Origin of the sequence: Comamonas sp. E6 (assembly GCF_001010305.1) — a bacterium.
GTDB lineage: Bacteria > Pseudomonadota > Gammaproteobacteria > Burkholderiales > Burkholderiaceae_C > Comamonas > Comamonas thiooxydans.
In genome coordinates, this window is record NZ_BBXH01000005.1 from 230,397 (window position 1) to 243,084 (window position 12,688).

A 12,688-nucleotide genomic window follows, 5' to 3' on the forward strand; every position below is an offset into this window, starting at 1 on the left:
GCAAGGGGTAGGACATTATAGAAATGCCGCCCGGAAAAGCATCGTGGCGGCCGGGGTGGGGCCGCGCTTTGATTGAATCCTAAATCACAGGGTAAGCACCAGTATGCGCAAGGGCTGAGGTTCTTGCGGTTTGACGTTACACAAGTTTGTCTTTTTTTGACCACGAAATACGGTGAAAAGCGCTGCAGCAAAGCATGTGCTGCTATAGCTTGCTGCTAGGATTCCGGGGTATTGCTGGCTTTTGTTTCCATTCTTACAAACTTGGGGGGGCATGTTGATTGCTCTGAGTTCTTTATTCAGCCGTCAGCCTGCACCTTTGCTTGGCATTGATGTCAGCTCCTCCAGCGTGAAGCTGGTCGAGCTGGCCAAAAGCAAATCCGGCGAGTGGCAACTGGAGCGTTGTGCGATTGAGCCTCTTGAAAAAGGCTGGATCACCGACGGCAATATTGAGAAATTTGATGAGGTGGCGGAGGCCGTGCGCCGGCTGGTCAAGAAAAGCGGAACGCGTACAAAGCAAGTGGCCATGGCGTTGCCAGCTGCTGCTGTGATTACCAAGAAGATCACCTTGCCAGCCGGCTTGACCGAGCTGGAAATGGAAGTTCAGGTCGAGTCCGAAGCCAATCAATACATTCCGTTCTCGCTCGATGAGGTGAGCCTGGATTTCTGTGTCATAGGCCCGTCGCTGGTGTCGCCTGGCGATGTGGATGTGCTGATTGCTGCATCGCGCAAGGAAAAAGTGCAGGACCGCCAGGGCCTGGCCGAGGCTGCCGGTCTCAAGCCCATGGTGATCGATATCGAGCCCTACGCCGCCCGAATGGCGGCAACGCGTCTGGTGTCGCGTTTGCCCAATGCCGGGCGTGACGCTGTCGTGGCGCTATTCGAGGTGGGCGCAATGACTACCAGCATGCAGGTGCTTCGCAATGACGAGGTGCTGTATGAGCGTGATCAGGCCTTTGGCGGTGCACAGCTTACCCAGTTGATTGCACGCCAGTACGGTTTTTCTCCGGAAGAGGCGGAGGCCAAGAAGCGCAGCGGCGAATTGCCGGACGACTACGCGGCTGGTGTGCTCAAGCCCTTTGTGCAAAGCCTGACCCAGGAAGTGGCGCGAGCGTTGCAGTTCTTCTTCACGAGTACTCCCTACAACCGCGTCGACCATGTGTTGCTGGCAGGTGGATCGTCGTCCTTGCCGGGGTTGGTGGATGCCGTCAGCCAGCAGACTGGATGTGCCTGCAGTCTTGCCAATCCCTTCGAAGGCATGGAAATTGGCAGCGGCGTGCGTCTGAAGAAGATGGCTCGTGAAGCGCCGTCCTATCTGACCTCTTGCGGTTTGGCCATGCGGAGGTTTCAAGAGTGATACTGATTAACCTTTTGCCGCACCGCGAGGCGGCCAAGAAGCGCCGTAAAGAAGCGTTTCAGGTCAATATGGTGCTGGGCGCACTGGGTGGACTGCTGATCGCAGCACTGATTTACTGGTACTTCCAGATGATGATCGAGGGCCAGCAGAACAAGAACAATCTGCTGCGCTCCGAAATCAAGGTCCTGGAAACACAGATCAAGGAAATCGAGGGTCTTGAGGCCGAAATCACCGCTCTGCGTGCACGGCAGAAGGCGGTGGAGGATCTCCAGTCCGACCGCAACCTGCCGGTGTACATGCTCAATGAGCTGGTCAAGCAACTGCCGGACGGTGTCTACATCAGCAGCATCAAGCAAGAAGGCCTGTCGGTGACCATGCAGGGAACTGCGCAGTCGAATGAACGTATTTCCGAGATGCTGCGCAATCTTACGGATGGCTCGCCCTGGTTCTCCAAGCCGGAGCTGATGGAAATTGTGGCCAAGACGGTTGATGTGACTGCCAAGGATAAGCGCCGTGCAGCTGCATTCACATTGCGCTTCAATCTGACCAGGGCCAGCGATGCGGAGAAGAATCTGCTTGCTGCAAGCTCTTCTGTGAAGGCGCAGTGATGGCAAAAAAGAAGAAATCTCTGGACATCGATTTCGCTGCGCTGCAAGAGAGAATTCAGCGCCAATTCCGGAATCTGGATCCCAATGACCCTTCGGTCTGGCCAGCCTTGCCCAAGGCACTGCTGTATGTTGCCGTTGCAGTCGCTGTCGCAGCCTTGCTGTGGTTCGTCGTTCTGAAGGATTACGAAGCAGAGCTCGACGCCGAGCGTGCGACCGAGGTGACTCTGCGCGAAGACTATTCCAGGAAAATGGTCAAGGCAGTGAGCCTGGAAGGCTTGAAGAAGCAGCGCGAGCAGGTGCAGCAGTATGTGACGCAGCTGGAAAAGCAACTGCCCAGCAAGGCGGAGATGGCTGCTCTGCTTTCAGATATCAACCAGGCCGGCTTGGGACGTAGCCTGCAGTTTGAAGTATTCCGCCCTGGCGCCATGGTGACCAAGGAGTACTACGCCGAGCTGCCAATCACCCTGAAGGTGACGGGGCGCTATCACGACATCGGTGCTTTTGCCTCGGATATCGCTTTCCTGTCCCGTATCGTGACCTTGAACAATCTGTCCATCGCCCCGGGCGGCAAGGACACGGATGTGCTGTCCATGGATGCCACGGCACGGACGTTCCGATATCTGGATGCGGACGAAGTCAAGGCGCAGCGTGACGCGGCCAAGGGGAAGAAATGAGCAGAGCATTCTTGAGCCCTGTCTGGCTGGTCCTGATGAGCAGTGCTTTGCTGGCGGGTTGCACCTCCTCCGAGGAGGAGCAACTGCGTGAGTGGATGGCCCAGGAGCGTGCCAATGCCAAGCCTCGCGTGACTCCTCTGGAGGAGCCCAAGCCTTTCAAGCCCCAGGCCTATACAGGGGCTGATGGCATGGATCCCTTCAATCCGCTCAAGCTGATCCAGGTGCTGCGCAAGGAGTCTGCGCAATCCAACATCAGCACGGCGTTGCTCACGCCAGAGCTGAGTCGCCGCAAGGAGCCGCTGGAGGCCGAGCCGCTGGACACCATGACCATGGTGGGCAGTCTCGACAAAAAGAACGTGCCCACGGCCTTGGTCAAAGTCGGCGGCCTGCTCTATCAGGTACGTGTCGGCAACTATCTGGGGCAGAACTACGGAAAGATCACCAAGATTACGGAAAACTCCATCCAGCTAAGAGAAATTGTCCAGGATGGCGGTGGTGACTGGATTGAAAGAACAAGCACTTTGGAGTTGCAGGAGGTCGGCAAATGATGGGTATTAATCGCAGCACTATGGCGAAGGCCCGTTGGGGTCTGACCCTGAGCGGCCTTTTGCTTTCTTCGGCAGCTTGGGCGCAAGCCCGCATTGAGGCTGTTACAGGCGCTTTGCAGTCAGGCTCCGAGGTTGTCCGTGTCGAGCTGTCCGAACCGCTGGCTGCTGACCCGACCGGATTCGTGGTTCAGTCTCCGGCGCGTATCGCTCTGGATTTTCCGGGTGTGAGCAATGGCTCGGGCAAGTCGTCGCTTGAATTCAATCAGGGCAATCTGCGCTCGGCAAATCTGGTGGAAGCATCGGGTCGCTCACGCCTGGTATTGAATCTGAAGACGGCTACGACCTATCGCTTGCAGCGCCAGGGCAAATCTTTGCTGATCTTGCTTGATCCCGCAGGTGCAGCGACAACCGCTGCAGCTGCGGCTCCTGTCATGGCTCCGGTGTTCGAGAACAAGACGGCAGCCTCTGATGCCGCTCCGATTCGCGGTATCGACTTTCGCCGTGGTAGCGATGGCTCCGGCCGGGTTGTAGTCAGCCTTGGCAGCAGCCAGGTGGGGGTGGATCTGCGGCAGGAGGGCAAGGGCCTGACGGTGGACTTCCTGCGTACAGCCCTGCCTGAAAATTTGCGCAAGAAGCTGGATGTGGGGGATTTCGGTACGCCTGTGCAAACGATATCGACCACTCAGCAAGGCGATCGTGTTCGGATGCGCATTGACCCTGTGGGTGATTGGGAGCACAGCGCATACCAGAGCGACAATCAGTTCGTGGTGGAAGTGCGCCAGAAAAAGGTCGACACCAGCAAGTTGACGCAAGGCCCGGGCTACAGCGGCGAAAAGCTGTCGCTCAATTTCCAGAATATTGAAGTGCGCTCTTTGCTGCAGGTCATCGCGGACTTCACCAACTTCAATATCGTCACCTCGGATACGGTGACAGGTGCCTTGACTCTGCGTCTGAAGGATGTGCCTTGGGACCAGGCTCTTCAGATCATCATGGATGCCAAGGGGCTGGGCATGCGCAAGTCCGGCTCCGTGCTCTGGATCGCTCCCAAGGACGAGATTGACGCGCGTACCAAGCGTGACTACGAAGCGGCCATGGAAATCCAGAAGCTGGAGCCTTTGCGCACGCAAGGCTTCCAGCTCAACTATGCAAAGGCGGCGGACATCCTGCAGCAGATCACGACTTCGACAGGCGGCGGCGGTGCAGGCGGTACAGGGTCCAGCACGCGCTTTCTGTCATCGCGCGGCTCCGCTATTTCCGAGCCACGCACCAATCAGCTGTTTGTGACGGATACGCCGACCAAACTGGAAGAAATGAAGGCTTTGCTGGCAACGCTGGATGTGCCGGTGCGCCAGGTCATGATCGAGGCCCGCATTGTGGAGGCACGCGATACCTTTGGCCGTTCGCTGGGTGTGAAGTTTGGCGGAGGGGCTGTTGGCAGCAATGCCTCCATGACATCGTCTCAGTTCCTGCCTGACAGCGGATCAGGATCAAGCTCCAAGTTCCCCAGTGGCAATTTTGTCAATTTGCCAGCCAGTGTTTCGGGAGTCAACACTGTGGGGCAGGTCGCATTCTCTGTCTTCAATAGCTCGATGACGCGTTTCCTGTCCCTGGAGCTGTCTGCTTTGGAAGCAGAAGGTGATGGCAAGATCATCTCCAACCCCCGCCTGGTGACGGCAGACCAGAACAAGGCATTGATCGAGCAAGGCACGGAATACCCATACTCCGTGACTGCGCCGAATGGCGCCACGACCATCTCGTTCAAGAAGGCCGTGCTGAAGCTGGAAGTGACTCCGCAAATTACCCCTGAAGGCGACATCATTCTGGATCTGGATGTGAACAAGGACAGCCGCGGTGAGACCACGACTCAGGGCGTCGCCATTGATACCAAGCATGTCAAGACCCAGGTGTTGGTCGAGAATGGCGGCACGGTCGTGATTGGCGGTATCTTTGAACTGGAGGAAACCAACCAGCTCAACAAGGTACCGCTGTTCGGAGATCTGCCTGTGTTGGGGCATTTGTTCCGTAGCAACACCAAGGCTTCGAGCAAGCGTGAAATGCTGGTTTTCATCACTCCCAAGATGCTGAGCCAGGCGCGCAGCACCAGCAAATAACTGTTATCAGTTTTTACATAGGGCCCGCACGAGTTGATGCGGGCCTTTTCATTTGTAATATCTGCGGGCTGCGAGAATCATGGGCTGGCCAGATTGGCGGATGACGGTAACGCGATGACTGTTCTAAAGAAATTTCATATTGCCCTTGTGGGTTTGCCAGGCTCCGGCAAATCCACCATCGGACGCTATTTGGCCAAGCGTTGGTCTATGCCTTTTGTGGATGTGGACGTGGCCATCGAAGAGCATATCGGCTGCACGATTCGCGATTTTTTTGCCAAGGAAGGCGAGTCCAGATTCAGGGATGTAGAGCAGGAGGTGCTGGCAGCGTTGCTGGCGCGACCTGAGAAAGCGGTGGTTGCCACAGGTGGCGGTGCCGTGCTGAAGGCTGAAAACCGGCAGGAGCTGGCCGAGCATGCACAGGTGGTCTATCTGAGTGCATCACCGCATGAGATTGCCAAGCGCCTGCAGCGGGATACTCAGCGTCCCTTGCTGCAAGTGGACAATCCTTTGCAGCGCTTGCTGGATTTGCATGCCATCAGAGATCCGCTCTACAAGGAGGTTGCGGATTTTGTGGTGGCGGGCAGCGGCCTGTCCGCCACGCAGGTGGCCCAGCGAGTGGCCATGCAGATTGAACTCGGTCAGCATTCCTGATTGCGCTGAAAAGCTTGTTGGTCAATACACTGCGTGTGGTTCCTGCTATGTATTTTGAGAGAGGTTGAACGTGGAAACGGTGCATATTGATCTGGGAGAGCGCAGCTATCCCATCGTGATTGCAGAGGGCTTGCTGGCCCAGAGCTCCACTTGGCAGGCATTGCCCAAGGCGGCGGCGGCTCTGGTCGTGACGAATGATGTCGTGGCCCCGCTTTATCTGTCTGCGCTCAAGCAGGCCTTGAGCGGTCAATACGCCCAGGTTCACGAGGTGGTGTTGCCCGATGGCGAGGCGCATAAAGACTGGCAGACTCTGAACCTGATTTTTGATGCCCTGCTGCAGCATGGTTGTGACCGCAAGACGGTGCTGTTTGCACTGGGCGGCGGTGTTGTGGGGGATATGACGGGCTTTGCTGCCGCCAGCTATATGCGTGGCGTGCCTTTTGTGCAGGTGCCGACCACGCTGCTGTCCCAGGTCGATTCCTCGGTGGGGGGCAAGACTGCCATCAACCACCCGCTGGGCAAGAACATGATTGGGGCCTTCTACCAGCCGCAGCTGGTGCTCTGCGATCTTGCTACGCTGGATACCCTGCCAGAGCGCGAGTTGAGCGCAGGTCTGGGGGAAATCATCAAATACGGCCCTATTGCCGATATGCAGTTCTTCGACTGGCTTGAGCAGAACATGGATGGCCTGCTGCGCCGCGATCGCGACATGCTCGCCCATGCCGTCAAGCGAAGTGTGGAGATCAAGGCCTGGGTCGTGGGGCAGGACGAGAAGGAAGCGGGTCTACGCGCGATTCTCAATTTTGGTCATACCTTCGGTCATGCGATCGAGGCCGGCATGGGCTACGGCAACTGGCTGCACGGTGAAGGTGTGGCGGCAGGCATGGTGATGGCGGCGGAGCTGTCCCAACGTCTTGGCCTGGTGGAGGCGAGCTTTGTCTCGCGTCTGCGCAAGCTGATTGAGCGAGCGGGCTTGCCGGTGCGCGCAGCGGTCATCGATGCCCAGGACAATGCTGGTCGCTATCTGGAACTGATGCGGGTCGACAAGAAATCCGAAGCAGGTGAAATCCGCTTTGTGCTGATCGATGGTCCCGGCAAGGCAGTGATGAGGTCGGCCCCCGACGCGCTGGTGCGTGAAGTGATCGAGAGTTGCTGCGCTTGATGGGTGGCGCTATGTGAGCAGACACTGGGGGAAGCGAGCCCATAGCTGTTAGAGTCATTGCATCGAGTTGTTGAGGCGATTTGCATGACCGCTCTGGCTTCCTACGCCTGCCATCCCCAGCAAAGCCGCGGGCGTCGCTTTGCTGAGCCCCAGGCTCCCACGCGCAGCGACTTTCAGCGCGATCGGGATCGCATTGTTCACTCCTCGGCCTTCAGGCGACTGGTTTACAAGACCCAGGTCTTTGTGAATCATGAGGGCGATCTGTTCCGAACCCGGCTCACGCATTCTCTGGAAGTGGCGCAGCTGGGGCGCTCCATCGCGCGTTCTTTGCGGCTGGATGAAGACCTGGTTGAAGCCATCTGTCTGGCGCATGATCTGGGGCACACACCTTTTGGACATGCGGGGCAAGACGCGCTCAATGAGTGCATGAAGCCTCATGGCGGTTTTGAGCACAATCTGCAAAGTCTGCGTGTAGTGGACAGGTTGGAGGAACGTTATCCTGCCTTTGACGGTCTGAACCTGACTTTTGAAACGCGCGAGGGAATTCTCAAGCATTGCTCGCTCAGCAATGCGCAATTGCTGAATGCACGTGAGCCCGGCGGCGTGGCTCTGCGTTTTCTGGATGGCACTCAGCCTTCTCTGGAGGCACAGCTATGCAATCTGGCGGATGCGATTGCCTATAACGCCCACGATGTGGACGACGGCGTTCGATCGGGTCTGATCACCATGGCCCAGCTGCGTGAAGCCGTGCCTTTGTTTGCCCGCTATTACGCCTCGACATTGGCGGATTGGCCCGATCTGGCTCTGCCGGATGCTCAGCGCAAGCTGCTCTATGAGAGCATTCGCCGCATGCTCAGCGACCAGGTCTATGATGTCATCCATCACTCACAGGCCGGTATTGAGCAGGCGGCTGTGCGCTCGGTGCAGGAGGTTCGTCAGCATGATCGGACGCTGATCGGTTTCAGCGAAGAGATGAAAGCGCAGTCCCTGGTGCTAAAGCAGTTCTTGTTCAGGCAGCTCTATCGGCACCCTCAAGTCATGCAGACCATGAACAGTGCCCAGCAAGTTGTGAAAGAGCTGTTTGCCGCTTATATGGTGGAGCCTGAACGCATGAAGCCGCGCTTTGTTCAGCGTGCCCATATCGTCACTACCCTGCATGAACGTGCGCGAGTGGTGGCAGACTTCATTGCGGGTATGACGGATCGTTATGCGGCGCGCGAGCATGAGCGCATCACCGGGCTTAGGCTGCTGGGCGAGGCCTGAAGGAAGCTCGCCAACGGTCTTGCTGCCAGTGGCGAGCATGGCACAGGCCGGATCGCTAAAATAGCGGTTCTGTGTATCTAGAGCCGGAATATTTCCCGCCCAGTGCGCATTCTTTGGGGGCGATGGCCCCCGTTTGCATTTTGGAGGGCCCTGTCATGACCGAAACTTCAACCATCGCCGATCAGGCTTTCCCGCCGGAGCTTGTGATTGCGGATACCGTGCGCTGGCTGGAAAAGGCCGTGATAGGTCTCAACCTATGCCCTTTCGCCAAAGGCGTGCATGTCAAGGCTCAGATCCACTATGCCGTCAGCGATGCGACCGATGCAGAGGCGGTTGCCGAGGCCCTGCATCGCGAGCTTGAAGCCCTGGCCGAAGCCAACGCAGAAAAACGCGACACCACACTGCTGATACTGCCCCATGCCCTGCAGGATTTTCTGGACTTCAATGACTTTCTTGAAGTGGCGGATGCCATGATCGAGGAGCTGGATCTGGGTGGTATTTTGCAGGTCGCCTCGTTTCATCCTCAATTTCAGTTTGAGGGCACGGATGTGGACGACGTTACCAACTGCACCAATCGTGCTCCCTATCCCATATTGCACTTGCTGCGCGAAGACAGCATCGACAAGGCTGTGGAGGTGTTTCCGGAAGCCGAAACGATATACGAGCGCAATATGGAAACGCTGGAAAAGATCGGCATCGAAGGCTGGCTGGACCTGGATGTCGGGGCTCGCTGCCCCGTGACCGGCCATGGTCAGACGAAGGCAGAGAAGTGATGGGCAAGACCGATAAAAAGCAGAGCCTGCAAAAGCCCGCCAAAGCAGGGGCACTTGATATCGCCGAGCAACTGGGGCTCAAGCCCGGCCAGAGCCTTGAGTTGCTCAAGGCCCTGCATATTCTGACGCGCGAGGGAAAGCTCAATCAGGATTCGCGCCGCAAGCTCAAGCAGGTCTATCACCTCTATCAGTTCATCGAGCCTTTGCTTGCCGAGCTGTCCAAGGATGGGCATGCCGTGACATTGGCTGACCATGGTGCGGGCAAGTCCTATCTGGGGTTCATTCTTTACGACCTGTATTTCAAGGCCTTGGCTCAGGGCCGGATTTTCGGTATCGAGACGCGGGCGCCGCTGGTCGAGGCATCTCAGAAGCTTGCGGCTGAACTTGGCTTCGAGCGCATGGAGTTTCTCAATATGTCGGTGGCCGAGTCCACGCGAGCAGACTTCATGCCTTCGCAGTTTGACGTGGTCACGGCCTTGCACGCCTGCGATACGGCGACTGATGATGCGATAGCCTTCGGGTTGGAAAAGCAGGCCAAGGCCATGGTGCTGGTGCCTTGCTGCCAGGCCGAAGTGGCTGCATGCCTGCGCCAGACCAAGGCCATGAGCCTGGCGCGCACTCCGCTGGCCGAGTTGTGGCGTCACCCGATCCACACTCGCGAGATGGGCAGTCAGATTACCAATGTGCTGCGCTGTCTGTATCTGGAGGCTTGCGGCTACCAGGTCACGGTCACCGAGCTGGTGGGCTGGGAGCACAGCATGAAAAACGAATTGATTGTGGCCCGTTATACGGGACAGAAAAAGCGCAGTGCGGCGCAACGCCTGCGTCAGCTCCTCGCCGAGTTTGGACTGGAAGGTCTGGCTGGCGTGCGCTATCCCCATTTGCAGCAAACCAGCGCGGTCTGAGCAGGCTTGAAGCATGAACTCTGCCGGGCCCGCTGCTTGTGATGCTCAGTGACCTTCCATCAGGCGCTTCATCAGCTCCTGCGTTGACGCGTCCACTCCTTCCCAGTCATTGTGGTTCTGGCGGGCATGAAGCTGCTTTGCCAGCTTCTTGCCCAGTTCCACACCCCACTGGTCGAAGCTGTTGATGTCCCAGATGGCGCCAGAGACAAAAATGCGATGTTCATACAGCGCAATCAAGGCACCCAGAGAGGCTGGATCCAGTCTTTCAAGCATCAAGAAACTGCTGGGGCGATTGCCGTCGCAGTCTTTTTCCAGACCTTCGCCGCAGCGCCCCACCATCAGCGCCTGGGCCTGGGCAATCGCGTTGACCACCAGGCTTTGATGGTGCTCTCCCAGGTATTTGCCCCCGTCGCGCAGGGCAATGAATTCGACCGGTATGACATCCTGCCCCTGGTGCAGCATCTGGAAAAAAGCATGTTGCCCATTGGTGCCGGGCTCGCCCCAGATCACCGGTGCCGTGGGAGCTGTGAGCCGAACGCCATTCTTGTTGATGCTTTTGCCATTGCTCTCCATCTCCAGTTGCTGCAGATAGGCCGTCAGGCGGCGCAGTCCATGGCTGTAAGGTGCAATGCAGCGGCTGGAAAACTGGCAGAAATTGCGATACCAGACGTCCAGCAGTCCCAGGCGCACCGGGAGATTGCTCTCCAGAGGGGCTGTGAAAAAGTGGGCGTCCATCGCGTGCGCGCCGCCCAGTAGCGCCCTGAATTGCGCCGAGCCTATGGCGATGGCGATAGGCAAGCCGATGGCGGACCACAGCGAAAAGCGTCCGCCTACCCAGTCCCAGAAGCCCAGAGTGCGCTGTATGCCGAACTCTGCGGCCGCCTGTGTATTGGTGGTGAGGGCCACGAAGTGTCGGTCGATCGAGCATGGGGCCTGCGGATCTTCGCTGCCGCCATGATCGAGAAACCACTGCCTGGCCGAGCGAGCATTTAGCATGGTCTCGGCCGTGGTGAAGGATTTGGAGGCAATCAGAAACAGCGTGCTTTCCGGTTGGACCCGGCGCAGCACATGTCCCAGTTCATGGCCGTCCACGTTGGATACAAAGTGAAAGTTCTTGTCCTGGTCTATCCAGTCCTCAAGGGCATTGACCACGACTTCCGGACCCAGGTGCGAGCCGCCGATGCCGATATTGACGATATCGGTGATCTGTTGGCTGCCCCTGATCTGATCGGCCAGGGCGAGCATTCGATCCTGCGTGTCGTGAACTTCACGCAGTGCCGAATGCATGTCCTGGGGCCAGGACCGAAGCACGGGGGACTGGGCGAGCTGCCCGCCGTTTGCAGGAGTGCGCAGCAGCCAGTGCATCGCGCTGCGCTGCTCGCTGGTATTGATGGCTGCGCCGGCCAGCATGGCATCGCGCTTGCCCGCGAGCCCGCTCTCGGCCGCAAGCTGTCTCAGCAAGGCCTCGGTCTCGCCAGTCCAGAGGTTCTTCGACAGATCGGCGAAGACATGTGGCGCCTGCATGCTCAGGGCGTCAAGACGTTGTGGGTCTTGTGCAAAAGCCTGGCGCAAATCCAGATGCTGGATCTGCGACCGGTAATGGGTTTGCAAAGCCTGCCAGGCAGGCAGCTCGTGACAAAGAAGTGTCAAAGGAAATTTCCGTCAATCTGCAGCCGCTTGCTGCATCAATGCTTCCAGCTTCAGGGTGTCCGCGGTGAAAGCGCGAATGCCCTCGGCCAGCTTTTCGGTGGCCATGGCATCTTCGTTCAGCGCAAAGCGAAACGAGGCCTGGTCATATAGAACGCGTTCCTGCGGCTGGGCTCTGGCCTTGTCCGGGTCCAGGGCGCGGGTCAAAGGCATGGCGTCGTCCTGCTGTGCGCGGAGCTGGGCCAGCAGCTCAGGTGCAATGGTAAGCAGATCGCAGCCCGCCAGAGCTAGAATCTGGCCGGTATTACGAAAGCTTGCACCCATGACCTCGGTGGAAACATCGAAATGTTTGTAATAGTCGTAAATTTTCTGTACGGAGCGCACGCCCGGATCATTGGCGCCGGCCATGGCGGCCTCATCCCATTGCGTGCCGGCCTGCTTTTTGTACCAGTCGTAGATGCGGCCCACAAAGGGCGAGATCAGCTGGACCTTGGCCTGGCCGCAGGCAACGGCCTGGCAGAAGGAGAACAGCAGCGTCAGATTGGTGTGAATGCCGCGCTGCTCGAGAATGCGGGCCGCTTCAATCCCTTCCCAGGTGGCGGCGATCTTGATGAGCACGCGCTCGGTGTGGATGCCTGCGGCCTGATACAGCTCGATCAGTCGCTCGGCGCGCGTGACCGTGGCCACGGTGTCGAAAGACAGGCGGGCATCGACCTCGGTAGAGACACGACCGGGTATGGTGTTCAGAATCTCGCAGCCGAAGCGCACCAGCGTTCGGTCCATGATTTCGTCCAGCCCTCTGTCTTTGAATTGCGCCACGGTGGCGCGCATCAGGGGCGCATATTCGGTCTTTTGAACCGCTTTGAGAATCAGGGATGGATTGGTGGTGGCATCTTGCGGTTGAAACTGCGCCAATTGATGAAAATCACCGGTGTCCGCGACCACGGTCGTGAATTGCTTGAGCGCCTCCAACTGATTCATGTCCATCCTTT

At 58.0% G+C, this 12,688-nt stretch carries 12 protein-coding genes; 10 read left to right on the forward strand and 2 right to left on the reverse strand.

Annotated features, from left to right (window positions below; all coding sequences use genetic code 11):
• The first annotated feature begins 271 nt into the window (after positions 1–271).
• From CSE6_RS02080 to CSE6_RS02125, 10 genes are all read left to right on the forward strand, one after another.
• Positions 272–1,354: a pilus assembly protein PilM gene (locus CSE6_RS02080; RefSeq protein ID WP_012837037.1), complete on the forward strand. Its 1,083-nt coding sequence runs from the start codon at positions 272–274 to the stop codon at positions 1,352–1,354.
• On the forward strand, positions 1,351–1,962 hold the full coding sequence (locus CSE6_RS02085) for a PilN domain-containing protein (RefSeq protein WP_012837038.1): 612 nt from the start codon (positions 1,351–1,353) through the stop codon (positions 1,960–1,962). The genes CSE6_RS02080 and CSE6_RS02085 overlap by 4 nt, the downstream gene beginning before the upstream one ends.
• Positions 1,962–2,636 carry a type 4a pilus biogenesis protein PilO gene (locus CSE6_RS02090; protein WP_034381535.1) on the forward strand — a complete coding sequence of 225 codons (675 nt, stop codon included), beginning with the start codon at positions 1,962–1,964 and terminating at the stop codon, positions 2,634–2,636. Before CSE6_RS02085 ends, CSE6_RS02090 begins: the two co-directional genes overlap by 1 nt.
• The gene (locus CSE6_RS02095; protein ID WP_034357416.1) at positions 2,633–3,184 is read left to right on the forward strand and encodes a pilus assembly protein PilP; all 552 of its coding nucleotides are present in this window, start codon (positions 2,633–2,635) and stop codon (positions 3,182–3,184) included. Before CSE6_RS02090 ends, CSE6_RS02095 begins: the two co-directional genes overlap by 4 nt.
• Complete coding sequence (pilQ, locus tag CSE6_RS02100) at positions 3,181–5,295, forward strand: type IV pilus secretin PilQ (protein ID WP_059439790.1); 2,115 nt, start codon at positions 3,181–3,183, stop codon at positions 5,293–5,295. Before CSE6_RS02095 ends, pilQ begins: the two co-directional genes overlap by 4 nt.
• A 114-nt stretch (positions 5,296–5,409) precedes the next feature.
• Positions 5,410–5,946 carry a shikimate kinase gene (locus tag CSE6_RS02105; RefSeq protein ID WP_059439791.1) on the forward strand — a complete coding sequence of 179 codons (537 nt, stop codon included), beginning with the start codon at positions 5,410–5,412 and terminating at the stop codon, positions 5,944–5,946.
• Positions 5,947–6,010: 64 nt separating this feature from the next.
• Positions 6,011–7,108, forward strand: coding sequence for a 3-dehydroquinate synthase (aroB, locus tag CSE6_RS02110; protein WP_059439792.1), 1,098 nt, complete (start codon positions 6,011–6,013; stop codon positions 7,106–7,108).
• A gap of 84 nt (positions 7,109–7,192) precedes the next feature.
• Entirely contained in the window at positions 7,193–8,371 is a 1,179-nt protein-coding gene (locus CSE6_RS02115) for a deoxyguanosinetriphosphate triphosphohydrolase (protein WP_059439793.1), read from the forward strand.
• Between the two features lie 155 nt (positions 8,372–8,526).
• Positions 8,527–9,144 carry a DUF1415 domain-containing protein gene (locus CSE6_RS02120; RefSeq protein ID WP_003062011.1) on the forward strand — a complete coding sequence of 206 codons (618 nt, stop codon included), beginning with the start codon at positions 8,527–8,529 and terminating at the stop codon, positions 9,142–9,144.
• The gene (locus CSE6_RS02125; RefSeq protein WP_003062013.1) at positions 9,144–10,049 is read left to right on the forward strand and encodes an SAM-dependent methyltransferase; all 906 of its coding nucleotides are present in this window, start codon (positions 9,144–9,146) and stop codon (positions 10,047–10,049) included. The genes CSE6_RS02120 and CSE6_RS02125 overlap by 1 nt, the downstream gene beginning before the upstream one ends.
• 45 nt (positions 10,050–10,094) lie before the next feature.
• On the opposite strand, the gene pgi is transcribed toward CSE6_RS02125, so the two are convergent.
• Both pgi and tal read right to left on the reverse strand, forming a co-directional pair.
• On the reverse strand, positions 10,095–11,699 hold the full coding sequence (pgi, locus tag CSE6_RS02130) for a glucose-6-phosphate isomerase (protein WP_059439794.1): 1,605 nt from the start codon (positions 11,697–11,699) through the stop codon (positions 10,095–10,097).
• A 12-nt stretch (positions 11,700–11,711) separates the two neighbouring features.
• Positions 11,712–12,677: a transaldolase gene (tal, locus tag CSE6_RS02135; RefSeq protein ID WP_059439881.1), complete on the reverse strand. Its 966-nt coding sequence runs from the start codon at positions 12,675–12,677 to the stop codon at positions 11,712–11,714.
• Positions 12,678–12,688 lie beyond the last annotated feature (11 nt).